Below are 23,264 nucleotides of genomic sequence, written 5' to 3' on the forward strand. Positions count from 1 at the left end.
ATCCCACGGTTCGCCGTGCGCGACTTGCATCTGAATGATGGCGCCCCCACGTAGTCTCCATAATGCCGCTCTGGTGGCTCATCCATCCTATAGTTTGTCGAGGAATTGCTGTAATGGCGAAGAGCTCTGACCAGACAATGAAGCTTCCGCTCTTGCCGCTGCGTGACGTGGTTGTCTATCCGCAGATGGTCATCCCGTTGTTCGTAGGGCGCGAGAAGTCGATTCGCGCGTTGGAAACGGCGATGGAGCACGACAAGCGCGTGCTGCTGGTCGCTCAGCGTGAAGCGGCCCACGACGACCCAGGTGTCGATGATCTTTTCGGCATTGGTACGGTCGCCGACATCATGCAGTTGCTCAAACTGCCTGACGGTACCGTCAAGGTGCTGATCGAGGGTGGTTTTCGGGCGGACATTCAGCAGATCCTGCAGGATGAAGACGGCTTCATCAGCGCGCAGGCGGTCGCCCGTGACAGCGAGCCGCTCAGCGAGCGCGAGCAGGAGTCGCTGGTTCGTGTGCTGCTCAATCAGTTCGAGCAGTACGTGAAGCTGTCCAAGAAAGTGCCCAGCGAAGTGCTCTCCTCGTTGCAGGAGATCGAGGATCCGAGCCGGCTCGTCGATACCATCTGCGCGCATCTGTCGTTGAAGATCGATGACAAGCAGGAGCTGCTCGAGATGGATCGCGTTCGTGATCGCGTCGAGCACCTGATGACGCTGATCGAGTCCGAGATCGATCTGCTGCAGGTCGAGAAGCGAATCCGCTCGCGGGTCAAGGACCAGATGGAGAAGTCTCAGCGCGAGTACTATCTCAACGAGCAGATGAAGGCCATCCAGAAAGAGATGGGCGAGCTCGAGAACGTTCCCAACGAGGCGGAGAAGTACGAGCAGCGCATCCAGGAAGCCGGGATGCCCCAGGAAGCCATCGACAAGGCCAATCAGGAGCTCGGCAAGCTCAAGATGATGTCGCCGACTTCCGCCGAAGCGACCGTCGTGCGCTCCTATCTGGACTGGGTACTCTCCGTGCCCTGGAAAAAACGCACACGGGTCAAGCACGATCTTCCGCATGCCGCCAAGGTGCTGGACGAAGACCACCACGGTCTGGAAGAGGTCAAGGAGCGGATTCTCGAGTATCTGGCGGTGCAGAAGCGGGTCAAGAAGCTCAAGGGCCCGGTGCTCTGCCTCGTCGGTCCTCCCGGCGTCGGCAAGACCTCGCTCGGGCAGTCGATCGCCCGTGCGACGAACCGCCGTTATGTACGTCTGGCCCTGGGTGGCGTGCGCGATGAATCCGAAATCCGCGGCCATCGACGGACTTACATCGGTTCGCTGCCCGGCAAGCTGATCCAGCGCATGAGCAAGGCGGGCGTGCGTAACCCGCTATTCCTGCTCGATGAAGTCGATAAGATCGGCATGGATCATCGGGGCGATCCCTCGTCGGCGCTGCTCGAGGTGCTGGATCCCGAGCAGAACGACAAGTTCAACGATCATTATCTCGAGCTCGATTACGATCTGTCGGACGTGATGTTCATCTGTACCGCCAACTCGATGAACATTCCGGGGCCGTTGCTGGACCGTATGGAAGTGATTCGACTGCCCGGTTATACCGAAGACGAAAAGCTCGCCATCGCCAAGCGTTATCTGATCCCGAAGCAGCTCAAGGCCAATGGCCTAAAAGACGGCGAGCTGTCGTTCGGTGACGAGGCCGTGCTCGAACTGATTCGCTACTATTCCCGGGAAGCCGGGGTGCGCGAGCTCGAGCGTCAGATCGCGAAAGTCAGCCGCAAGGTACTTCGCGAACGTCTCGAGACGGAAAAGGGGCAGGGTGCCCTGGCGGGAGTGACGCTATCCGCGGACGATATCGAGCGTTACGCCGGCGTCCGCCGCTACAGTTATGGTCTGGCGGACCAGGAGCATCAGGTTGGGCGTGTTACTGGACTGGCTTGGACTTCAGTCGGCGGTGAGTTGCTGTACATCGAGTCCGTAGTGACGCCAGGCAAGGGGCGTGTCAACAAGACCGGCTCCCTGGGCGATGTCATGAAGGAGTCGGTCAGTGCCGCGCATACCGTCGTTCGGGCCCGTGCCCGCCAGTTCGGTATCGACCCCGAGCGCTTCGAAAAGGAAGACCTGCATATCCACGTTCCCGAGGGGGCGACTCCCAAGGACGGGCCTAGTGCCGGTGTCGGCATGGTCACCGCGATGGTTTCGGCCTATACCGGACGAGCGGTACGGTGTGACGTCGCGATGACGGGCGAAGTCAATCTGCGTGGCGAAGTCATGCCGATCGGCGGTCTCAAGGAGAAATTGCTGGCTGCACGGCGCGGTGGTATAAAGACCGTACTCATACCGGAAGAGAATCGTCGGGATCTCAAAGAGGTACCTGACAATATCAAGAATGCATTGGACATTCGTTCGGTTAAGTGGATTGATGATGTATTGTCAGTGGCATTGACGAATTCTGTCGACGACGATGACAAAGTTGTTGAAGATGTGGCTACCTCGCAAGCCAATGTCAGCACACATTGATTTTGTCGGTGTGCAAATTTCACGCGCCAGGCCTGATATGGCGCGGTTTTTCTGACGATCTTGATTGACAGTAGAATCGTGGCATTGCTATAAAATGCCCACCTGTTTTGATAGTGATCGGAACGTCATCGCGCTTCCGGTTGCGCATCGATGTCCTGCTAATTTCGTATATAGTCAAGGGGTGAAGCGTGAATAAATCCGAGCTGATTGAAGCCATTGCTGCGTCTGCCGACATTCCCAAGGCAGCTGCCACGCGTGCACTCGACGCGATGATTGAGTCCGTGTCCGACAGCCTGAAGAAAGGCGATTCCGTAGCTTTGGTAGGGTTCGGGACCTTTGCGGTCAAAGAGCGTGCAGCACGTACCGGCCGTAACCCGCAGACAGGCAAGCCGATCGATATCAGCGCTGCCAAGGTGCCGAGCTTCAAGGCAGGCAAGGCGCTCAAAGACGCGGTGAACTGAGTTTCGCTCCGTCGCGCGGGTCGACATTCCGGTCGCCGTGAGAGGTTCAAGCCTTCCGGCTAGTGGAAGCCCGCAACATAAGCGCATCGCCCAAGCGATGCGCTTTTTTATTGTCGTACTGCAAGGGCGGGGCCTTTGCAGCATGGATCACCAATACCATGCGCGTGGATGCGCCATCATAGAAAGACGGTGTACGATACGCGCGCAATATTGGGTAATCGACATGCGAGGACAGCATGCTGCAACGAATTCGTGAAGGCTCCCAAGGGTGGGTGGCAAAAGTCATCGTCGGGGCCATCATCGTGACCTTCGCGCTTTTCGGCGCGGAGTCTCTGGTTAGTTACTTCTCTTCCGGAAGCAATGACGTGGCGACCGTCAATGGCGAGTCCATCAGTCGTCAGGCCGTGGAAACGCAGGTTCAGCGCGGCATCCGTTCCGGGCAGGTCCCGCCGGAGCAGGAGCGGCAGTTCCGCGGCCAGGTGCTCGATCAGTTGATCCGTCAGCGTACGCTGGATCAATATGCCGATGAAGGTGGGCTCCATATTTCGGACAGTCAGCTGGACCAGTTGATCGTGTCGCTGCCTGAGTTCCAGGATCAGGATGGTCGCTTCTCCGATGAGCTGTTCACCAATCGCTTGGCTCAGGCCGGCTACACTCCCTCGTCGTTCCGGCGTGAGTTGCGCGCAGACACCTTGCGGCGTCAGGTGCAGCAAGGTCTGGCCGGTTCCACATTCCTGCTGCCGGCGGAGAAACAGCGCCTGGCCGCGTTGCAGCAGCAACAGCGGACCTTTCGTTACGCCCAGTTGACGCCAGCGGACCTCGCCCAGCCCGTGACGCCGAGCGATGCCGATCTGCAGCAGTACTATGATCAGCATCAGCAGGATTACCGTCGGCCCGAGCAGGTCAAGGTCAACTACCTCGTACTGAACCAGGAAGACGTTGCCAAGGATGTCGAGGTCACCGATGACCAGCTGCAGCAGGCCTATGACAAGGCGCGCGCGGAAGCGCCCCGTGACGTCTCTCATATTCTGGTGACTTTCGGTGATGATCGTACCGAGCAGGAGGCGCGTGACCGCCTCGCTGAGGTTAAGGCGAAGCTCGAGAAGGGCGGGGATTTTGCCGCCTTGGCACGCGAGTACTCCGACGACCAGTCGTCTGCCGACAAAGGCGGCGATCTGGGTGCCATTCAGAAAGGCTTTTTCGGGGACGAGTTCGACGATGCCGCGTTTTCGCTCGATCCGGGCCAAGTATCGAAAGTCGTTCAGACCCAGTACGGTCTCCATCTGATCAAGGTCACGGGCCTCGATATTCCGTCGTTCGAAGAGGATCGTGAGGCGCTGACGCAGCAGGTCAAGCTAGAACAGTCCCAATCGTTGTTCAACGAGCGAGTCCAGAAGCTCACCGACGATGCTTATGAAGCGGATGACCTGTCGACAGTCGCCGACGATCTGGGCTTGTCGGTCCAGTCCAGCGACTGGTTTTCCCAGGAGGCCGGGGGAGAGGGCGTACTTGCCAACCCGGATGCCGCCGCAGCAGCCTTCTCTTCCGACGTGAAGGACGACGGTTATAACAGTGATGTGATCGAGACGGATGATCAGCAGCGTGTCGTGTTGCATGTCGTCGATCATCGCGACGCCAGTACGCTACCGCTCGATGCGGTTCGTGACCAGGTCATGGCTGCGGTCAAGGCCGAGCAGACGCAGCAGGCGCTCGAGGCGCGCGCGGCTGAGGCGGTCAAGGCGCTGCGTGATGGCAAGAGCGTATCGGACCTCAACTGGCAGCAGGCCGACGCCGTGACCCGGGATGCCGACAGCGTTCCGGACGCCATTCGCCAGCAGGCTTTCCGGCTGCCGCATCCGCAGGCCGATAGCGTGGTCTGGGGCCAGGTCGATAGCCAGAACGGGGTTGCCATCGTCGGTGTCGAGTCGGTGCAGGCTGGTGATACCAGCGCGGACGATGCTGACTTTTCGACGCGACTGGCCCAGCGCCTTCAAGCGCAGATCGTCATCCAGGGCTTGAGCCAGACGTTGGAAGACGACGCCGATATCGAGCGTAATTAATCTGGTCGAAGTGAGGTCTTGGTAACGCGAGTCTTGCTTCATTCCCGCCGACCCTCCTAGGCTGAACGGTATGCCAACCGTCAGCCAGGAGGGTTTTTTAATGACCGTTACTCGTTACTTTGCACTCACATCCATTCCGCAGGGACTGCCGCAACCGCAGCATTTCGCATTGCGCGAAACGTCGCTACCGGATCTTGCGCCCGACGAGGTCAGAATTCGCAACCGGTGGCTGTCGGTGGATCCCTACATGCGGGGGCGGATGAGTGGTGTTACGACCTACGTCGAGCCCTATGCACTGGACGCGCCGATGGAAGGTGGCGCAGTCGGGGAAGTCATTGCTTCGCGTCACCCGCATTTTCAACAAGGTGATCGGGTTCGCCATATGGCGGGATGGCGTGACGTGGCCCAGCTCCCCGGCAAGGAGGTCGAGCCGCTGCCGAGATTTGATGTGCCGGAGCAGGCCTATCTCGGTGTTCTCGGAATGCCGGGGATGACCGCATGGACCGGCTTGAATCTCATCGCCGAGCTCAAGCCAGGTCATCGCGTGCTCGTCAGCGCCGCTTCCGGCGCGGTGGGTTCTTTGGCAGTGCAGCTTGCCAAGGCTGCGGGTTGTCATGTCGTCGGGGTCGCCGGCAGTCAGGCCAAGTGCGAGTGGCTCGAGTCATTGGGGGTCACGGCGGTCAATTACCGGGACAAGGATGCCGCGGCGCTGACGAGCGCGTTGTCCGAGGCGTCGCCCGACGGCTTCGATATCTACTACGAGAACGTCGGTGGTCCGCTAATGGAGGCGGCGCTGGCCAATCTCAGGGACCATGCACGAATCGCGATCTGTGGTCTGATCGATCGCTACAATGCGACAGAGCCGGGCGGCGGCCCCAGCAATCTCAATCAACTCCTCTTCCGCAAGGCGCGAATGGAAGGATTTATCGTCGTCGAGCACTGGGATCACTACCAGGCGTTTCTCGATCAGGTCGCGCCGCGGGTAGAAGGCGGAGCGATCCAATATCGGGAGACCGTCGTCGATGGGCTGGAGCGTATGCCCGAGGCTTTCCTGAAGCTCTTCTCGGGAGAAAATGAAGGCAAGATGCTGGTTCGGCTTGCCTCGGACTGACGACCCTCGAGAATGGCGACGACCGCCGTGAGGCGCCTCTATCGAGTGGCGTGCTCCCATTCCGCGAGCACAGTCAGCGCCTGCTCGCGGCTATCGAGGCATAGCTCGGGATCATAATCGAAGCGCCGGCAGACTTCCGGTCGGCGTGGATCGCCGAACAGCCGGCACAGATTGCCGTCGTCCAGCTGCACGCAGCGAACCCCGGCGGGCTTTCCCTGCGTCATGCCGGGGATCGGCGAGGTGATCGAGGGCGCGATACAGCAGGCGCCGCAGCCAGCGCGGCAGCTCATTGGGGTTCTCCTTTTATCGTCATGCGATTTGATTCAGCGGGATCTGATCGAGTCTTTTCGGCAGCCATTTCATTGAAGTAGCCGGGCTCCGGCAGCCCGGCCTCCGCTCGCTGATATTCCCGCAATCAGGTCGCTGGTGATCGAGCAGGGTCATCAACTAGCCCCCGGCAGGCGTTCCTCTGCTCTCCGCCAGCGCACCCTTGTCGATTCCCTCGAATGCCTGGACCCGGATATGCGCGCCGGTAGACAGTGCGATCTGGTGAGCGAGCCAAGCCGCAATATTCTCGACAGTGGTGGGGGCGGATAGCGTATGGCATCGCTCCTTCGGCAGGTGGAGCTGGAACTGGCCCTGGGCGGAGCGATAGCGCACACGCATGATATCGTCGTTGCGCCGAGGGTTGACGATGTCGGCCTCGTCGACGAGATACGCATTGTCCAGGCGTTGGGCCCATAGCCGTTCGAGTTCCGAATCGCGCTGGCCGTCCCGCCAGATCCTGAGATGCGAGCGATGACCATGAGCGATCCGCTGGCAGTTGCCCTTATGATGCTTGAGACCATGGCTGTAGCTGTAAATGGCGCCATCGACGAGTTCTTCGCGAAGACGGATGCGGATTGCCTCGACGCGCGGTGGCGGTCGTTTGCTGAGTTCGCTGCTGAGATGCGCGCCCAGGCGTTCCGCCGTCACTTCGCCCCAGGGAAACAGCGTGAAGCCCTGGCGCGGGGCACGCAGCTCGAAGGGGAAAGGAAGCTCGGCGGCCATGTGCAGGCCTTCGCTGCACTCCTCGATCTTGACGCCCGCGGCCTGCGTGGGCACGAGCAGGGTATGATCCAGTCCGCCATCGAGGCGTGACTTGATCCACGGCTTGACCTCGCCGAAGTCGAACAGCATGCCGTCCTCGCCCAGCTCGCCGTCGAGTTCGACGTCGACGTGCCAGCTGGCGCCGCTCAGGCCTCGTTGAGGCGACCAGATCGATGCGTCGATATTGGTCAGATTGTTGACGAAAAGGGTCATCAATCGATCCCCGCGATCTTGTGAGTCTGCAGCGACAGGCGCCACTGCGGATGACGCATGCAGTAATCGACGGTCGCCTCCATCGGGCTGGCATCGCTCACGATGGCGCCGGGCGCGAGGTCCATCGGCTGCAGAAAGAAGTGAGTGAAATCCAGCTCGGCGAAGGTCTCGGGATCGATGCCCGCCTGCGGGTGGACCAGCTTCAGCTCGTCTCCGCGCGTCTGACGTAGCGCATTGTCGCTTTTAGGGCTGACGCAGATCCAGTCGATCCCCAGCGGGGCCGGCAGTGTGCCATTGGTCTCGACGGCAATCTCGAAGCCTCGGGCATGCATCGTCTCGATCAGCGCCGTATCCAGTTGCAGCAGCGGCTCACCGCCGGTGAATACCACATAGCGCCGATGTCTGCCCGAAACGGACGTCGGCCAGAGACATTCGAGATGCGAGGCCAGCGCCGCGGCATCGGCGAATTGGCCGCCGTTTTGACCGTCGGTGCCGACGAAGTCGGTATCGCAGAACGTGCACTGGCTAGTGGCGCGATCTCGTTCTCGACCAGACCACAGATTGCAGCCCGTGAATCGGCAGAAGACGCTGGCCCGACCGGCCTGGGCGCCTTCTCCTTGCAGGGTGTAGAAGGCTTCTTTGACGCTGTACATGCATGATTCCGTGCTGAGTCGATTCAGGGTTCGGTTTGCCGGGTTGGGTTTCCCGGAGCCTGGCGCGCCAGAGCTTGGAGAGTCTGGACTTGGAGAGCCAGGACTTAGCGAGTCAGGGCTTGAGCGCCAGGGCTGATGCGTCAAGGCTGGATTCGAAGGCCATATCCAATTCGTCGGCGCGATCGATCCGGCCTCGCATCATCGACGTCCGGCCAGGAGGCGTCCGCCCATCAGCGCGTAGCGTAGGGAATCGGGTCCTTCATTCCCAGCTCGGCAAAGGCGTTGAGTCTTTCTCGACAGCTACCGCATTCACCGCAAGCCACTTCCTGGCCCAGATAGCAGGTCCAGGTATCGGCGTAGTCGAGCCCCATTTCGATGCCGTCGGCGAGAATCTGCGCTTTGTCGCTGTGCAGATAGGGCGCTTCGATACTGACCGCCTCGAAATTGGCGATCGCGGAGACATCGTTCATGCGTTCGACGAACGCCGGGCGACAGTCGGGGTACAGGACATGATCGCCCCCGTGAGCGCCGTAGAAGCAGATCGGTGCCTTGATATTGACTGCGTAGCCGATCGCCAACGACAGCAGAATCATGTTGCGATTGGGTACGACGGTGTCGGCGAGGTTGTCCTCGGCATAGTCAGCTTTCGGCATGGCCCGTCCACTGTCGGTCAACGCGGAATTGCCGATCAGCTCATGAATCGCCCGAATGTCGACGACGCGGTGCGAAAGACCAAGGTCGGCACAGACGCGGCTTGCGACATCGAGCTCCCGGGCATGACGCTGACCGTAATGGAACGACAGGGCGTGGACGTCGTAGCCTTCGCGTATGGCGCGATGGAGTACCGTGTAGGAGTCCATGCCGCCGGAGTAGATCACGACGACCGGTGTGGAATCGCTGGAAGAAGTCGAGGATGTCATGCGGTTAACCTGTGGCGTGCAAACTGTCTGGACCCGGCAAGGGCCCACGGTGATCGCTGATTCGGGTGGCTCGCTTACGCCGTGAAGGCCCCGCTCTCGCCGACGAGAGAGGTCAGCAGGCGCTGCCGCAGATCGCCTCGGGAAAGATCCTGGGCGAGCAGGTGAGCGAGCTTGCTGTGAGCGGCTTCGGGCGTCATGTCATCGCCGGACAGGATGCCGATCTCGTTGAGCGTCTGTCCGCTGGCATAGGTGCCGGGACTGACGCCGCCGACGGGACATTGACTGACGGCAACCATGACTTTGCCTTCGGCACAGGCGCGAGCCAGGACACCGAGCAATGCCTCGTCTTCCGGTAGATTGCCGCTTCCCCAGCACTCGATGACGACACCGCGCAGGGAGTGGTCATCCAGCCAGCGAGCCACGTCTTTGGCACGAATGCCGGGCCACAGCACCAGACGAATGACGACTGCTGCATCGTCGCCGGCAAGTTCGAAGCGTGGCGCCCCACGTGCGGGCCAGCAGCGGGGCGTGTAGACGATCGGACTGTGATCCACCATCTCACCCAGCAGTGGCCAGTTAGGACTCTCGAATCCTAGCGCGTCCGCAGTGTACCATTTTCTGGCACGGCATCCTCTCAGCAGACGGCCCCCGAAGCTCACGCACACTTCCCGCAGCGCGGTCTGCGCGGCAAAAGCCAGCGCGGCTTCGAGGTTGAAGAGCGCATCGCTGCCTTCCGACTCCAGTGGCTTTTGGGCGCCCGTCACGATGACCGGCTTGGACAGCCCTTGCAGCTGAAAGGCGAGGCTGGAAGCGCACCATACCAACGTGTCGGTACCGTGAAGCACCACGAATCCGGCGTAGTCCTGATAGCGATCGGCAATCAGCGCTGCCAGCACTGCCCAGTCGTCCGGCGTGGCGCTGCTGGAATCGATCGGGTCGGGCGACTCCCAGACGACGTATTCGGGAAGTCGGCGTCGGCGATCTGGCGGCAGCGACGCCAGCGCTGCCGTCATTCGGGAATCGAAATCGCCAGCGGCGACCAGACCTCGGTCGCTGTCACGCATTCCGATGGTGCCGCCGGTGTAGATCACCAGAATGGAAGACGATGTGTCCTGGTTCGCTGCACTCATGACAGCTTCAGAGATCGTGGCCGAGAATGACATGGCAGATCGACGAGAACGTGCGGGCCGACGGTGGCTGGTGAAGATCGACGCCCAGCGCGCGGCTGATGTTGGAGGCCGAAATGATGCCGCGAATCCGCGAAGCACCGCTGCCGTCGGGTTCGGTAATCAGCACGTGCTGGTCACCCGAGGTCTTGAGCGTCTCGACCAGATCGCCCACGCTGGCATGGGAGATCTTGGCGTAGGACAGCGAGTGCAATTCGCTACGCGGTGTCTGGATCATCTCGACGGTAACCTCGTCGCGGCCGAGTTGATGCTGCTGCATCGCCAGCGTGATGCGACGGCCCCCGATCAGCTCGCGGGCGTTGATCACACCGGTGAACTTGCCACTGGTGTCGATCAGCATCAGTAGGCCGACGCCAGCCTGCTTCATGGTCTCGTGAGCCTGCCCAATCGAGCTGCCGGTGGGCAGGGTGTGGGGATGGCTGACATTGAAATCGGTGACCAGCATCGTGGCTGGGCTTTCCAGTGTCACGGATTGCGTCTTGGCTACCGGCTGCACGATGCCGCTGACACCGTCCAGGTTTTCCAGTGACAGCGCCGAAAAATGGACTTTGGAAGGATGGGGGGTATTGACCATCGATGAATCTCCCTGGATCGAATCAAAAGCGTTTTCCGGTCGGAATCCACAGGCCGAAGCCGGCTTCCGAGCGGGTCGTTATAGATACTGGTGAAGATCGCCGCGGACGCTATCCAGAAAGGTAATGAAGCGCGTATCCCGCTCATCGTCGTGACGATCGGTGCGACAGCCCAGTGTCATGCTCTTATGGACCAGCAGTTCGTCGTAAATATCCAGCGTGACCTTCTTGGGTATTTCCGGCGAGGGTTTGATCTCCCCCTCCTCCAGCGTGAAGGACTCGAACAGCGTGGCGCGAATTCTGGTGGTGCCGCCTTCCGCGAGGACACGGCGCACGAACAGCCAGCCTTCGCAGGCCAGGTTGTCGCCATTCTCGCGCTGGCGTTGAAACAGCGTACGGTAACTGGCGCCTTCCTTGGCGCCGCGATCCGCCATGCTACGGTAAGCTTCGGTGACACGAGACGCCATCGCCCCGGTTTGTGCCAGTTTATGCAGCGCAGCCTGATGTTCGCGCCCCAACTGTTCCTGGCGCTGAAAACGCTGCCACAAGCGATAATTGTCCTGCAGGGCGGTTGCGTCCATGTCTTCTCCAGAGAGTGGCGAAATTATCGGCCGCCTATGATCGCCTATCCGGTGGCTCCCTGACCACCCAAGGTTGACGTTTCCCCTGGGGCGGCAAGCGTAAAAAGAAGATCAGCCAACGCTAAAGTTCCCCGGGGATCGGCCGATCAGGAAACTGAAGCATTAAAGTGCGCTTAATCGGCGTCTGCTGTCGTGATCGGCGTGTTACAAAGTGCGCCAGGCATAGAGAGGTTACATGGCTACCATATCGTCACTGGGAATCGGTTCCGGGCTGGACTTGAGCGGACTGCTCGACGACCTGGAAGATGCGGAAAAACAGAAGCTCACGCCGATCGTCGCCCAGCAGCAGAGCTACAAGACCAAACTGTCCGCCTTCGGTTCGTTGGAGAGTTCACTGACCGCGTTGCGTGATGCCGCGACCAAGTTGAGCGATCCCGAAACCTTCTCGGCCGTCACCAGCTCGATGACCGGCGACGCTGTCACCGCCACGACCACTGGGGATGCCGTCGCCGGTCGCTATCAAGTCTCCGTTTCGAGCCTTGCGCAGGCGCAGTCACTGGCTTCGGCAGCACAGGGAGCAGATAAAACCGAAGCGCTGGGGAAATCCGGCACTTTGGGAATTAGCGTTGGCGAGAACGCCAGTATCGATATCGCCATCGCTAGTGACGACTCTCTGGAAGATATCAGGGATTCGATCAATAAGGCGGATACCGGCGCGACTGCCTCGATTGTCTTCAATGGGTCTGATTACCAACTGACGCTGACGTCCGAGGAGACTGGAACTCAGTCCGCGATCAACGTGACGGATGGTGGCAGCCTCTTCGGATTCAGTGAAACCGTTCCCGCCCAGGACGCTGAACTGGAAGTCAATGGCATCTCGATCACCAGCCAGTCCAATACGGTCGAAGATGCGCTCGAGGGCGTGACGTTCAACCTGACGTCGACCACGACAGGCGCGGAAACGCTTAGCGTGTCGAAAGACACGGAGTCGATGACCAAGGCGGTCAAGGCTTTCGTCACCGCCTATAACAGCTTTCAGAGTACGTCCGACGCCCTCACTTCCTACGACTCTGAGTCAGACTCGGCCGGAGCGCTGCTGGGCAACTCGACCATGCGCACTATCGAGTCCCGCCTGCGTAGTGTGCTCGGCTATAGCGATGGCGACGGCACGTTTTCGATGCTGTCGGACCTGGGTATCGAGCGCCAGCTGGACGGCACGCTGGAGGTCGATGATGACAAGCTGAGCGAAGCCATCTCCAGTGACAGTGACGCGGTAAGCCAATTTTTCGCCGGTGTCGACGGGAAGGGCGGGCTGTCTGCCAGCATCGACGACACCATGGGAACCATTCTCGATGACGGCGGCCTGCTGCAGATTGCCACCGACGGTATCGATTCCACGCTGGACCGCCTGGGCGACCGTTACACGCGGATGCAGGAATCCATCGACTCCACGGTCGAGCGTTATCGCACCCAGTTCGCCAGTCTGGACTCTCTGGTCTCGCAGATGAATTCGACCAGTAGTTACCTGACTCAGCAGTTCGATGCCTTGAGTGCGCAAACCAACCAGTAATAGGTCTCAACGATGATGAATTCACGACGGGGCGCGGGCGCCTACGCGCGGGTTGGGGTCGAGTCGGCAGTCATGTCCGCCGACCCCCATCAGCTGATCGTCATGCTGTTCGATGGTGTCCAGGCGGCGATCGCCAGTGCTCGCCTGCATATGCAGGACGGCAACCGGGCAGCCAAGGGCGCGTCGATCTCCAAGGCGATCGACATCGTCAATAACGGTTTGGCGGCTGCGCTGGACCATGAAAAGGGTGGCGATATCGCCGCCAACCTGGGGCAGCTTTACGATTACGTCGCCAGACTGTTGCTGCAGGCCAATCTGCGTGACGATATGGCCGCGCTGGATCAAGCCGCGTCACTTCTCGATAACATCGGCTCCGGTTGGCGTGAGCTTCGGCAGGCGCCGGTCGAGATGGTCGGGGGAGTATAATCGAATGACACCAGGCCCTTCGGTCATCGAGCAGTACCGTCAGTTGCTAGAGGTGTCGAGCCGGATGCTGGGTTTGGCGCGAGAGCAGGAGTGGGAAGCCCTGGTGCAGTGCGAGGCCGGCTACGTGGTATCGCTTCAGCGCGTGAGGTCTCTCGATGAAGTGCAGTCGTTGACCGATTCGGAGCGTGAACAGAAATTCAGCTTGCTCGAGCAGATCCTGACCCAGGACGCCGAGACTCGCCGTGTGCTGGAGTCCCGTCGCGAGGAGCTTAGCCATCTCATTGGCAGTTCCCGGCGACAGCAGGCACTGGGGCAGGCTTACCAGGCGGGGCGCGGCAGCATCGCCTCACGACTGCGCGCGGTGCCGACCGACGAGCGCCCGTGAGCGGCATCACGCCGATACTCGACACCCTGTTGCATCAGGTTCTCGGCAAGCGTGTCGACACGCCGGTCATCAAGGACCAGCCGCTACCAGTGTCGGCGGCGACGTCTTCGGACGCCATTCAGCCGGCTCGCAGCGACTCTCGTCTACATCAGCAGGGCGGGGAGCGCGTCATGGGCCCATCCCCGGCGACGGTCCGGGAAGGCGCCTCTGCGCCCGCTCCACCGTCGGGTCAGGCCGGGCTCTCGTCCTCGCAGTTACACTTGAGTCCGACCGCGATAAAGATCGCTGATCTGCTCTCGCATTTCCCTGCCACTCAGACCGCTTCGGTCCGGCCGCTTGCCGCGCTTCTGCTCCAGCCTGCGGACAGTGCCGATTCCCTCGCCACCGCACTGTCGCAAAGCGTTCGTGAGAGCGGTGCCTTTTATGAATCTCATCTGCAGCGATGGATGGCCGGTCAGTATCCCCGATCGGCGCTGATGCGCGAACCTCAGGCCTGGTTGAGCCTGACCTTTCGTCCGTTCACGCCGACCTCGATGCTGTCCACGCCAATGCCATTTCTGGCCACGCCGACGCCACTGAATTCGGGACTCCTGACCGGCGGTGGGCGCCAGGCATTGTCTCAGCATGTTTCTCCGAGCTCGGCGCCCATGCCAGCGAAGGCGAGTACCTTCGCCGGCATGACCGCGGCGACAGCCAACCTCGACGAGACCGTGAGTTCAAGAGCCATTGGCAGCGGGGAAGCGCGTCTCTCACAGTCTGTCACGGCGGCAGGTTTCGGCGGTGAGCGTTCGTCTTCAATGGCCGGCGTATCGGATACGGCATCGTCACTCGCCATGTCCCGTGCGCACCAGCTCTCGCAGCAACCCACGGAGGCATTGCAGGCGATCGTTCGGCATCAGCTGGAGCTGATCGTGGCACCCAATCTACGTTGGGAAGGGCAGCTGTGGCCCGGGGTGCCGATGACACTGATGTTTTCCGAGTTGCCACGCGATCCGGCTTTCGACGATAACGATGACGACGTCGATGATCGTTCACCGCGGTACGATGACGAAACCCGCGACGAGTGGCGCGCCGAGGTGCAGGTTCGGCTGCCCACTCTGGGCGTTGTCGACATCACCTTCCAGGCGCGCCAGGCGACTGCACTACGAGTGGAGATCGATCCTTCCGAGGCGCCCACCCGGGATCGCGTCCGGCGGGAGCTCGAACCATTGCGCCAGCGCCTGACTGCGTTGGGTATACAAGCAGAGATCGCATTGGGAGCGAGCCATCATGAGCGATAGAAATGCGGATGCCCGCCGACGCGCGATCGCCATGGCTTACAGCGGTGAACGAACGGACGCGCCCAGGGTCGTTGCCAAGGGCTACGGCAATGTGGCGGATCGCATCATCGAGCTCGGACAGCAGGAGGGCGTTTTCGTACATGACTCTCCGGAACTGGTTGCGCTATTGATGCAGGTCGACCTGGATGCCCGTATCCCGGAGTCGCTCTATCAGGTGGTAGCAGAATTGCTGGTATGGATCGGCCAGATCGACAGTGCGGCGACGTCAGGTCATCAGCATTAGCGTTGACTGTCAGGTTTAATTTTAAACGGTATTGTTATCCAATGTGTCTTTTGAGGCCGTTTGTCTTCACGAGCTCGCATCTGCCCGTAAAGGCAGTAATCACAATATTTCACGTAGGATCAGTTATTTAAATCAATCGATAGCAAACTCAATAGCGACGAGTTCGTTACGTGACTATAAATTTGGTAACAAAACTTGCTTTTGTTCATCAAAAAGTCGCAAACTAGGTCCATCATAAAGAACTGATGTAGTCGCCTCGATGGCTATGTCGGCTGGAGCTTTCAATCAATGGAAGCCAATAAAACCATACGCAGGGAATCGGACAATGGCCCCGAACAGTCTTCTGGACGACATTCAAGATCTCAATCTCTCCTATCTGCTTCTGGTTCAGCGCCTGCTGAACGAGGATCGTGAGTCGGCAATGTTTCGACTCGACATGAATGCCGATCTTGCGGATACCATTATTCGCTTATCGATCAAGCAGTTGACTCAACTGTCTCGAACAAATCAGTTGCTATGTAATCTGCGATTCACGGATGCCGAACAGCTCAATATGCTGGTCCGTAACCCGCGAGCCCAGGGGCTCGAGCAGACGCATGCCTCACTGTTAATGGCCGGTGCGGGTCGCGTTCAATTCTCGTCCCGGCAGGGGAGCTGATCCATGGCGGACAAGAGCCTCGTTGCGGAAATGCTTCAGGTGCAGCTGGCCATCGAGTTGATCGAGCTGGGGGCGCGGTTGCAGGTTCTCGAAACCGAGACGGATCTGAGTCGCGGGCGTTTGATCAAGCTTTACAAAGAAGTCAAAGGCATGTCTCCGCCCAAAGGCATGCTGCCGTTTTCGGCCGACTGGTTCATCACCTGGCTACCCAATATTCATTCATCGTTGTTCTACAACGTCTATCGTCGCCTCACTAGAGAGCTGGGTTGCGAGCGGATGCCTGCGTTCGTCAAGGCTTATCGGCTGTATCTCGAACAGGTCGAACTCGATGGTGCGGAGCCCACGCTCGGCTTGACGCGGGCGTGGACGCTGGTGCGATTCTTCGAGAGCGATCTGCTGCAGTTGTCGCGCTGCAAGACCTGCAAGGGCGATTTCGTGGCGCATGCTCATAGCCCGATGCAGGACTACGTCTGCGGTATCTGCCAGCCCCCTTCCCGGGCTGGCAAGACTCGCAAGGCCAAGGCGATGTCGAAACCGGCCGCACCGACGTTTGTTCCTCTGGAGATGTCGCTGGCGGACCGCCTGGCCGTCTAGACTGATTTCGTCATCGAGAAGCGGGCCAACGGGCCCGCTTTTTTGTATCCGTTCGGCGACGAGATGCCTGCCTGGCACCGTCGTTTTTCGAACAATCACGCTTTTCTGATATTTCTACCCTCAAGCGCGACGCCTCGGCTGCCGATACAGTCAGCAAGTTTGCCATGCACTGTTTCGGGAGCCTCACCGTGCTGATCCTATTAGGCTACATCATCGTCTTGGGTAGTGTATTCGGTGGCTACGTCGCAATTGGCGGGCATCTGGGTGCGCTGGTGCAGCCCGCCGAGTTCGTGATGATCGTCGGAGCCGCCCTCGGCGCCTTCGTCTGCGCCAACAACGGCAAGGCGATCAAGGCGACGTTGCGGTCGTTCTCGAAGCTAAAGCGCACCAAGCGCTACAACAAGATGATGTACATGGAGCTGATGGCGCTTCAATACCGGCTTCTGACCAAGGCGAGACGCGACGGCATGCTGGCGATCGAGCGTGATATCGATGCGCCGCAGGACAGCGCGATCTTCGCGGACTATCCGAAGATCCTCTCGGATCCGATGATCATGGGGTTCCTGACCGATTATCTACGTCTAATGGTCAGCGGCAACATGGATCCCTTCGAGATCGATGCGCTGATGGAGCACGAGATCGAGACCTTCCAGCACGAAGCGGAGCTGCCCGCGCACTCGCTGTCGGCCGTCGGTGACGGACTTCCGGCTTTCGGCATCGTGGCCGCGGTCATGGGCGTGGTTCACGCTCTGGGATCGGCGGATCAGGGCGCCGGTGTCATGGGACAGATGATCGCACAGGCGCTGGTGGGTACTTTTGTCGGGATCCTGCTGGCCTATGGCTTCGTGACGCCCGTAGCTCACCGCATCAACCTGCAGGCGGGTGAAGCGACCAAGATGCTGCAGTGCATTCGAGTAACTCTGATGGCCAGTCTCAATGGTCTGGCGCCGCAGTTGGCGGTGGAGTTCGGCCGCAAGGCGCTGTTTACCGCTATCAGGCCGTCATTCAGCGAGCTTGAAGAACACGTTCGTTCCAGCGGGCAGACCCTGCGCAGCACGGGAACGGAGGGGCCATGAGTAGCGGTGATGAACGGCGGCCGCTGATCGTCAAGCGCAAGCGGGTTCAGTCGGCGAAGCATCACGGTGGGTCGTGGAAGATCGCCTACGCCGATTTCATGACGGCATTGATGGCGCTGTTCCTGGTGCTGTGGATTCTTTCCACGGCCAGTCCGAGCCAATTGGAACATATCGCCGAATATTTCCGTACTCCACTAGCCGTCGCCTTGACGGGCGGCGACAAGACGACGGCGAGCACCAGCGCCATACCCGGTGGGGGCGACAATCCGACCAAGGTCGATGGCGAGGAACGCCGCGTGAACATCCGCGAGCAGACCCGCTCGAGTGACGAGCAGCGCAACCTGCGCTATCTGCGCGATCGTCTGCAGAGCGTGATTCAGAGCGACCCGCAGCTCAAGGAACTGAGCTCGCAGCTGCGTATGGATTTCTCGCCCGAAGGGTTGCGCGTGCAGATCGTCGACAGCGACAAGCGGCCGATGTTCGAACTCGGTAGCGATCGCCTCGAGCCGTACATGCAGAAGATCCTGGGTCGCATCGCTCCCGTGCTCAACGAGATGCCCAATCCCATCAGCATCAGCGGCCACACCGATGACATTCCTTACGTCGGCGGCGAGAAGGGATACAGCAACTGGGAGCTGTCCGCCGATCGTGCCAACGCTTCACGCCGGGAACTGATCGCCGCCGGCCTCGCCCCAGACAAACTCTTGAGAGTCGCCGGGATGGGCTCTCGCATCACCTTGCCGAACACGCTTCCCAGCGATGACGTCAATCGCCGGATCAGCATCGTGGTGCTGGATAATCGGGCGGCTCAGGCAATCGAACAGCAGGAAAAGACGCCGCTGCCCTCATCTATGGCAACGCCTCTGGCAGGCAACGGTGGTGAGGCGAGTGGCAGTGGTGGCGGGATGACCGAGCCGAATTCAGCGGGTTGATGCAAACGTGTTCACGCCCTGTTGGTGGGGCTTCTATGGCAGGTGCTCATGGATATTTCTGATTTTTACGACACTTTCTTCGAAGAAGCCGAAGAGCTGCTGGCGGATATGGAGCGTCTGCTGCTGGATCTCGATGTCGACGATCCCGATGTCGAAGAGCTCAATGCGATCTTCCGTGCCGCGCACTCCATCAAGGGGGGGGCTGGCACCTTTGGATTTACCGTCCTGCAGGAGACGACGCACCTGCTCGAGAACTTGCTGGACCATACCCGGCGTGGCGAGCTCACTCTACGGCGGGATATCGTCGACACGTTTCTGGAAACCAAAGATATGCTTCATGACCAGTTGAATGCCTACCGCAACGGCAGTGAGCCGGATGCCGAAGCGTTCGAACGGATTTCCCGCGTCCTGCAGCAGATGGCGCTGGATGAGCTGGGCCAGGGCGGTGCGGCAGCGAATGTGCCGGCGGTCGTGACTCCGGAACCCGCGGCGACGACCCCCGCACCTTCAGTGGAGAGTCCGGAAAGCGCCGAGGCCGGCAAGGGCGCTAGCCAGCGCTTGTCGATTACGCTGACGAACGTGAACGACAAGGACCGTAATCTGCTGGTCGACGAGCTCGAGCATTTCGGTGTGATCGCCTCGCAGTCGGGCGATGCGGCGCGGTATCAGGTGGTTCTGGATAGCGCTGAATCCCAGGATGATATCGAAGCGGTGCTCTGTTTCATCATCGAGCCGGAGCAGCTGTCGATCCAGGCCGAAGCGGTTGCCCCGGCCGAAGCGGTTGCCCCGGCCGAAGCGGTTGCCCCGGCCGAAGCGGTTGCCCCGGCCAAGACCAGCGCAGACACGACCGGCCGGGAACCGATGGCGGAGACGCCGATGCCGTCCAGCGAGCCGGCGCCGGCCAGCGCCGAAACGTCGGTGGCTGAGGCGCCCGCTGTACCGAGCGACAAGGCCAGTAGCAAACCGAGTGGCAAGTCCGGCGGCAAGAACGCCAAGGGTAGCGAGTCCAGCACCATCCGGGTGCCGGTCGACAAGGTGGACCAGATCATCAATCTGGTCGGTGAATTGATCATCACTCAGTCGATGCTCGAGCAGACGGCCAGCGATCTGGATATCGTCTCTCATGGGCCGCTGGTCAACGGCATGAATTTGTTGCAGCGCAACGCCCGCGATCTGCAGGAATCGGTGATGTCGATTCGCATGATGCCGATGGATTACGTCTTCAGTCGTTTTCCGCGGCTGGTGCGCGATCTGGCGGCCAAGCTTGGCAAGGACGTCGAACTGATCACCGAGGGGAAGTCTACCGAGCTCGACAAGAGCCTGATCGAGCGCATCATCGATCCCTTGACCCACCTGGTTCGCAACAGCCTCGATCACGGCCTGGAGTCTCCGGAACGCCGCGAAGCTGCCGGCAAGTCGCCGACCGGCCATCTCACGCTGTCCGCCCAGCATCAGGGCGGCAATATCCTGATCGAAGTGATCGACGATGGTGCGGGGCTCAATCGAGACAGGATTCTGGCCAAGGCTCGGTCCAACGGTCTCGCCGTCACCGACACCATGAGCGATGACGACGTCTGGCAGCTGATCTTTGCCCCCGGTTTCTCGACCGCGGAGCAGGTCAGCGACGTCTCCGGGCGTGGCGTCGGCATGGATGTCGTCAAGCGTAATATTCAGGCCATGGGCGGGCACGTCGAGATCCTGAGCAAACCCAACCAGGGTACGACGACACGGATCGTGCTGCCGCTCACGCTGGCAATCCTGGACGGCATGTCGATCCGCTGTGGTGGGGAGACCTTCCTGCTGCCGCTCAATGCGGTGCTCGAATCGCTGCAGCCCCAGCCCGACGACATCTATTCGATGGCGGGCGACGATCAGCTGCTCAAGGTGCGCGACGAGTATCTGCCGATCATCGCGCTGCACCATGCTCTGGACGTGGCCAACGCCAGGACCGAATTGACCGAGGCTATCGCCGTCATCGTCCAGGGCGAGGGGCGGCGCTACGCTCTGCTGGTCGATGACCTGATCGGCCAGCAGCAGGTCGTGGTCAAGAACCTCGAAACCAATTATCGCAAGGTCCCGGGAATCTCCGCGGCCACTATCCTTGGCGATGGCAGCGTTGCCCTGATTCTCGATATCGCCGACCTTCATCGTCTCGACCGGCGCAAATCACAGCAGCGCCACGAGGCGAAACACCAACATCTACAAGAGGTATCGCTAGTATGAGTTCGCAAGCGAGCATGAATGCCATCGTCAACGACGCCGCGAGCCGCGAGTATCTGGTCTTCTCGCTGGGTGAAGAGGAGTATGCGGTCGATATTCTCAAGGTGCAGGAAATTCGCGGTTACGAGAACGTCACCCGCATTGCCAATGTGCCGGACTTCATCAAGGGGGTCACCAATCTGCGCGGCGTGATCGTGCCGATCATCGACCTGCGGCTCAAGTTCCATCTCGACAAGGTCGAATACGACGGTCAGACGGTGGTGATCGTGGTCAACGTCGATGACCGTATCGTGGGTATCGTCGTCGACGGCGTCTCGGACGTGATGAGCCTGGCGCCGGATCAGATCAAGCCGGCGCCGGAATTCGGCGTCACGCTGTCGTCGGATTACCTGAGCGGTATCGGCAGCCTCGAAGATCGCATGCTGGTACTGGTCGACATCGAAAAGCTGCTGACCCACGAAGAGATGCAGCTCGTCGAGCGTACTGCCGAAAGCGCCTGATCCGGGCAGCATGGAATGAATTATCGACCGCAGCCTCGGCTGCGGTTTTTTTGGGCCGGCACGGCGCGAATGGATCACGAACCGAGCCGTTCATGGCGCGATCCGATTTTTCGACTTTGGTCTAATAAAGATAAAGCTGATCCGCGCCAAGCCGATAACGTTGCTATCGCGCTTATACCATCAGCTTCGCCATACGGGCAGGCGAGGCGCCGATCAAGTTATCCAGGTGAGAAACGCCATGCTGAATTTTCGAGAGTGGACGATGCGTCGCAAGCTTTGGGCCACGTTGGGGTTGATGTGGGTCGGTTTGATCATGGTGGCGGGCTGGTCGCTCTACTCCATGCGGGAAAACCTGGTGGAACAGCGTGTCCAGAGCCTCCAGTACTTCATCGGCAGCGCCAAGCAACTGGTCGACAATTATGTCAGCCAATCGGAAAGCGGCGAATTGAGCGAAGCGGATGCCAAGCAGCAGGCGCGCAACGCTTTGGCCCATCTCGGTTTCGGCGCCGACGGCTATATCTTCGTGTTCGACTCCAATCTCGAGATCGTCGAGCATCCGCGTCGCGCCGTAGGTGACAGCATGCGCGACTATCAGGATCCCAACGGGGTCTATCTCTATCGCGAAATGTTCGCTGCTGCCCAGCAGCCCGACGGCGGGCTCGTTCCCTACGCCTCGCGTCGCAGTGATGGCGACGAGACGTACGACAAGCTCAGCTATGTCATGCGCGTACCGCAGTGGGACTGGCAGATCGCCACCGGCGTCTATGTCGACGACATCGACGCCGTGCTGGCGGACGGTGCCGTGGTCTACCTGGCGCTGATCGCCGCGATCGGCGGCCTGCTCTCGCTGATCGTCGCCTGGGTCATCCGTAATGTTCTGGGTCGGCTGGGCGGCGATCCCGGCCATGCGCGTAACAGTATCCGGAAGATTGCCGAGGGTGATTTTTCCCAGGCTCTGGTTCTCAAGTCGAAGGACACCGACAGTCTGCTGTTCGCGATAGAAAGTATGCGTCAGCGGCTCTCCCGAACATTTGCCGACGTTCGCGCCAGCGCCGAATGGGTCAATGTCGGCGCCGGCCAGATCGCCAGCGGCAATCAGGATCTGGCGGTGCGCACCGATCAGCAGTCCGCTGCCATCGTCGAAACGGCCTCCAGCATGGAGCAGCTGACCCAGACCGTCCGCCACAATGCCGATAACGCGGAAACGGCCACGCGGGCGGCATCCCAGACGCGTCAGCGCGCGCAGCAGGGCGGCGAGATGATGCGCGAGATCGAGACCACGATGTCACAGATCCAGGACGGCTCGCGGCAGATGGCGGAAATCGTCGACATGATCGACAACATCGCGTTCCAGACCAACATTCTGGCGTTGAATGCCTCCGTCGAAGCGGCTCGTGCCGGCTCCGCCGGGCGCGGATTCGCGGTCGTCGCGGAAGAAGTGCGCAACCTGGCGAGCCGTAGCGCCGAAGCGTCCCGGGATATTCGTCGGCTGATCACCGGATCGGGCGAGCAGGTGAACAGCGGCGCCACGCTGATCGAGCAGGCGGGCCGCGCCATGGAGGAGATCGTCTCCTCGGTGACCAGCGTCAGCGGCCTGATGGAAGAGATAGCCAACGCGTCGCGAGAACAGCGCAGCGGCATCGAGCAGGTCAATCAGGCGATCACGGAGCTCGACCAGGTCACCAGCCAGAACGCCGCGCTGGTACAGCAGACGGCCAATGCCTCCCAGTCGCTGGTGAGTCAGGCGCAGAAGCTAGAGTCGACGCTGGAGCATTATCGGGTAGCGGAGGCGGAAGTCAGCGATTCCGGTCTGACCCAGTGGCAGCCCAACGTCGAAAAGACAACATCGCGCCGGGAACAGCCGGCGTGATCGGAGGCCTCTCCGGGCGCTCAAGAGAGCGGGTGATCGGCCGATAACCAGTCACGACAATGATCTCTGATCTGCCTCACGCAGATCGCGAGTGTGCATGACAACAC

At 60.4% G+C, this 23,264-nt stretch carries 23 protein-coding genes; 16 read left to right on the forward strand and 7 right to left on the reverse strand.

Translation table 11 applies throughout. The features are described from left to right. The first annotated feature begins 113 nt into the window (after window positions 1-113). The 4 genes from lon to BTW08_RS08340 all read left to right on the forward strand — a co-directional run bounded on the left by lon (window position 114) and on the right by BTW08_RS08340 (window position 6,148). A complete protein-coding gene (gene lon, locus BTW08_RS08325) occupies window positions 114-2,516 on the forward strand; it encodes an endopeptidase La (RefSeq protein WP_075562050.1) in 2,403 nt (800 codons plus the stop codon). Window positions 2,517-2,704: 188 nt separating this feature from the next. Next, on the forward strand, window positions 2,705-2,977 hold the full coding sequence (hupB, locus tag BTW08_RS08330) for a nucleoid-associated protein HU-beta (RefSeq protein ID WP_075562051.1): 273 nt from the start codon (window positions 2,705-2,707) through the stop codon (window positions 2,975-2,977). Between the two features lie 236 nt (window positions 2,978-3,213). Next, complete coding sequence (locus tag BTW08_RS08335; RefSeq protein ID WP_075562052.1) at window positions 3,214-5,037, forward strand: SurA N-terminal domain-containing protein; 1,824 nt, start codon at window positions 3,214-3,216, stop codon at window positions 5,035-5,037. A 100-nt stretch (window positions 5,038-5,137) separates the two neighbouring features. Continuing rightward, on the forward strand, window positions 5,138-6,148 hold the full coding sequence (locus BTW08_RS08340) for an NADP-dependent oxidoreductase (protein WP_075562053.1): 1,011 nt from the start codon (window positions 5,138-5,140) through the stop codon (window positions 6,146-6,148). A 38-nt stretch (window positions 6,149-6,186) separates the two neighbouring features. Here the strand turns inward: BTW08_RS08340 and BTW08_RS08345 are convergent, their stop codons facing one another. The 7 genes from BTW08_RS08345 to BTW08_RS08375 form a co-directional block, all read right to left on the reverse strand. Then, window positions 6,187-6,438: a YkgJ family cysteine cluster protein gene (locus tag BTW08_RS08345; RefSeq protein WP_075562054.1), complete on the reverse strand. Its 252-nt coding sequence runs from the start codon at window positions 6,436-6,438 to the stop codon at window positions 6,187-6,189. A 157-nt stretch (window positions 6,439-6,595) separates the two neighbouring features. Further along, a complete protein-coding gene (locus tag BTW08_RS08350; protein WP_075562055.1) occupies window positions 6,596-7,450 on the reverse strand; it encodes a 6-carboxytetrahydropterin synthase in 855 nt (284 codons plus the stop codon). After that, window positions 7,450-8,103, reverse strand: coding sequence for a 7-carboxy-7-deazaguanine synthase (queE, locus tag BTW08_RS08355; RefSeq protein ID WP_075562056.1), 654 nt, complete (start codon window positions 8,101-8,103; stop codon window positions 7,450-7,452). Before queE ends, BTW08_RS08350 begins: the two co-directional genes overlap by 1 nt. 230 nt (window positions 8,104-8,333) lie before the next feature. Next, a complete protein-coding gene (gene queC, locus BTW08_RS08360) occupies window positions 8,334-9,023 on the reverse strand; it encodes a 7-cyano-7-deazaguanine synthase QueC (protein ID WP_075562057.1) in 690 nt (229 codons plus the stop codon). Window positions 9,024-9,097: 74 nt separating this feature from the next. Then, the gene (locus tag BTW08_RS08365; RefSeq protein ID WP_075562058.1) at window positions 9,098-10,153 is read right to left on the reverse strand and encodes an asparaginase; all 1,056 of its coding nucleotides are present in this window, start codon (window positions 10,151-10,153) and stop codon (window positions 9,098-9,100) included. Between the two features lie 7 nt (window positions 10,154-10,160). Next, complete coding sequence (locus tag BTW08_RS08370; protein WP_075562059.1) at window positions 10,161-10,784, reverse strand: CBS domain-containing protein; 624 nt, start codon at window positions 10,782-10,784, stop codon at window positions 10,161-10,163. Between the two features lie 78 nt (window positions 10,785-10,862). After that, window positions 10,863-11,363, reverse strand: coding sequence for a hypothetical protein (locus tag BTW08_RS08375; RefSeq protein ID WP_075562060.1), 501 nt, complete (start codon window positions 11,361-11,363; stop codon window positions 10,863-10,865). A gap of 235 nt (window positions 11,364-11,598) precedes the next feature. Here BTW08_RS08375 and fliD point away from each other — a divergent pair, with 235 nt between their 5' ends. The 12 genes from fliD to BTW08_RS08435 all read left to right on the forward strand — a co-directional run bounded on the left by fliD (window position 11,599) and on the right by BTW08_RS08435 (window position 23,157). Continuing rightward, window positions 11,599-12,933: a flagellar filament capping protein FliD gene (fliD, locus tag BTW08_RS08380; protein WP_075562061.1), complete on the forward strand. Its 1,335-nt coding sequence runs from the start codon at window positions 11,599-11,601 to the stop codon at window positions 12,931-12,933. Between the two features lie 15 nt (window positions 12,934-12,948). Continuing rightward, window positions 12,949-13,359 carry a flagellar export chaperone FliS gene (gene fliS / locus BTW08_RS08385; protein ID WP_110691706.1) on the forward strand — a complete coding sequence of 137 codons (411 nt, stop codon included), beginning with the start codon at window positions 12,949-12,951 and terminating at the stop codon, window positions 13,357-13,359. A 4-nt stretch (window positions 13,360-13,363) separates the two neighbouring features. Continuing rightward, on the forward strand, window positions 13,364-13,744 hold the full coding sequence (locus tag BTW08_RS08390) for a flagellar protein FliT (RefSeq protein ID WP_075562063.1): 381 nt from the start codon (window positions 13,364-13,366) through the stop codon (window positions 13,742-13,744). After that, window positions 13,741-15,024, forward strand: coding sequence for a flagellar hook-length control protein FliK (locus BTW08_RS08395; protein ID WP_075562064.1), 1,284 nt, complete (start codon window positions 13,741-13,743; stop codon window positions 15,022-15,024). The genes BTW08_RS08390 and BTW08_RS08395 overlap by 4 nt, the downstream gene beginning before the upstream one ends. Then, complete coding sequence (locus tag BTW08_RS08400) at window positions 15,014-15,307, forward strand: EscU/YscU/HrcU family type III secretion system export apparatus switch protein (RefSeq protein ID WP_075562065.1); 294 nt, start codon at window positions 15,014-15,016, stop codon at window positions 15,305-15,307. Before BTW08_RS08395 ends, BTW08_RS08400 begins: the two co-directional genes overlap by 11 nt. A gap of 325 nt (window positions 15,308-15,632) precedes the next feature. Then, complete coding sequence (gene flhD, locus BTW08_RS08405) at window positions 15,633-15,965, forward strand: flagellar transcriptional regulator FlhD (RefSeq protein ID WP_075562066.1); 333 nt, start codon at window positions 15,633-15,635, stop codon at window positions 15,963-15,965. Between the two features lie 3 nt (window positions 15,966-15,968). Continuing rightward, the gene (flhC, locus tag BTW08_RS08410; RefSeq protein ID WP_075562067.1) at window positions 15,969-16,559 is read left to right on the forward strand and encodes a flagellar transcriptional regulator FlhC; all 591 of its coding nucleotides are present in this window, start codon (window positions 15,969-15,971) and stop codon (window positions 16,557-16,559) included. A gap of 188 nt (window positions 16,560-16,747) precedes the next feature. Next, on the forward strand, window positions 16,748-17,635 hold the full coding sequence (gene motA, locus BTW08_RS08415; protein ID WP_075562068.1) for a flagellar motor stator protein MotA: 888 nt from the start codon (window positions 16,748-16,750) through the stop codon (window positions 17,633-17,635). Then, window positions 17,632-18,567: a flagellar motor protein MotB gene (gene motB, locus BTW08_RS08420; protein ID WP_075562069.1), complete on the forward strand. Its 936-nt coding sequence runs from the start codon at window positions 17,632-17,634 to the stop codon at window positions 18,565-18,567. The genes motA and motB overlap by 4 nt, the downstream gene beginning before the upstream one ends. Window positions 18,568-18,615: 48 nt before the next feature. Beyond that, window positions 18,616-20,790 (forward strand): chemotaxis protein CheA, encoded by a 2,175-nt coding sequence (gene cheA / locus BTW08_RS08425; protein WP_075562070.1) that lies wholly within the window; start codon window positions 18,616-18,618, stop codon window positions 20,788-20,790. Then, window positions 20,787-21,287, forward strand: coding sequence for a chemotaxis protein CheW (locus BTW08_RS08430; RefSeq protein WP_075562071.1), 501 nt, complete (start codon window positions 20,787-20,789; stop codon window positions 21,285-21,287). The genes cheA and BTW08_RS08430 overlap by 4 nt, the downstream gene beginning before the upstream one ends. A 238-nt stretch (window positions 21,288-21,525) precedes the next feature. Then, a complete protein-coding gene (locus BTW08_RS08435; protein ID WP_246837674.1) occupies window positions 21,526-23,157 on the forward strand; it encodes a methyl-accepting chemotaxis protein in 1,632 nt (543 codons plus the stop codon). Window positions 23,158-23,264 lie beyond the last annotated feature (107 nt).

Origin of the sequence: Salinicola sp. MH3R3-1 (assembly GCF_001937155.1) — a bacterium.
GTDB classification, from domain to species: Bacteria; Pseudomonadota; Gammaproteobacteria; order Pseudomonadales; family Halomonadaceae; genus Salinicola; species Salinicola halophyticus.

Coding starts and splice junctions, on each gene's coding strand:
- lon (WP_075562050.1), top strand. CDS start 114: ATGGCGAAGAGCTCTGACCAGACAATGAAGCTTCCGCTCTTGCCGCTG.
- BTW08_RS08335 (WP_075562052.1), top strand. CDS start 3,214: ATGCTGCAACGAATTCGTGAAGGCTCCCAAGGGTGGGTGGCAAAAGTC.
- BTW08_RS08340 (WP_075562053.1), top strand. CDS start 5,138: ATGACCGTTACTCGTTACTTTGCACTCACATCCATTCCGCAGGGACTG.
- BTW08_RS08345 (WP_075562054.1), bottom strand. CDS start 6,438: ATGAGCTGCCGCGCTGGCTGCGGCGCCTGCTGTATCGCGCCCTCGATC.
- BTW08_RS08350 (WP_075562055.1), bottom strand. CDS start 7,450: ATGACCCTTTTCGTCAACAATCTGACCAATATCGACGCATCGATCTGG.
- queE (WP_075562056.1), bottom strand. CDS start 8,103: ATGTACAGCGTCAAAGAAGCCTTCTACACCCTGCAAGGAGAAGGCGCC.
- queC (WP_075562057.1), bottom strand. CDS start 9,023: ATGACATCCTCGACTTCTTCCAGCGATTCCACACCGGTCGTCGTGATC.
- BTW08_RS08365 (WP_075562058.1), bottom strand. CDS start 10,153: ATGAGTGCAGCGAACCAGGACACATCGTCTTCCATTCTGGTGATCTAC.
- BTW08_RS08370 (WP_075562059.1), bottom strand. CDS start 10,784: ATGGTCAATACCCCCCATCCTTCCAAAGTCCATTTTTCGGCGCTGTCA.
- BTW08_RS08375 (WP_075562060.1), bottom strand. CDS start 11,363: ATGGACGCAACCGCCCTGCAGGACAATTATCGCTTGTGGCAGCGTTTT.
- fliD (WP_075562061.1), top strand. CDS start 11,599: ATGGCTACCATATCGTCACTGGGAATCGGTTCCGGGCTGGACTTGAGC.
- fliS (WP_110691706.1), top strand. CDS start 12,949: ATGAATTCACGACGGGGCGCGGGCGCCTACGCGCGGGTTGGGGTCGAG.
- BTW08_RS08390 (WP_075562063.1), top strand. CDS start 13,364: ATGACACCAGGCCCTTCGGTCATCGAGCAGTACCGTCAGTTGCTAGAG.
- BTW08_RS08400 (WP_075562065.1), top strand. CDS start 15,014: ATGAGCGATAGAAATGCGGATGCCCGCCGACGCGCGATCGCCATGGCT.
- flhD (WP_075562066.1), top strand. CDS start 15,633: ATGGCCCCGAACAGTCTTCTGGACGACATTCAAGATCTCAATCTCTCC.
- flhC (WP_075562067.1), top strand. CDS start 15,969: ATGGCGGACAAGAGCCTCGTTGCGGAAATGCTTCAGGTGCAGCTGGCC.
- motB (WP_075562069.1), top strand. CDS start 17,632: ATGAGTAGCGGTGATGAACGGCGGCCGCTGATCGTCAAGCGCAAGCGG.
- cheA (WP_075562070.1), top strand. CDS start 18,616: ATGGATATTTCTGATTTTTACGACACTTTCTTCGAAGAAGCCGAAGAG.
- BTW08_RS08430 (WP_075562071.1), top strand. CDS start 20,787: ATGAGTTCGCAAGCGAGCATGAATGCCATCGTCAACGACGCCGCGAGC.
- BTW08_RS08435 (WP_246837674.1), top strand. CDS start 21,526: ATGCTGAATTTTCGAGAGTGGACGATGCGTCGCAAGCTTTGGGCCACG.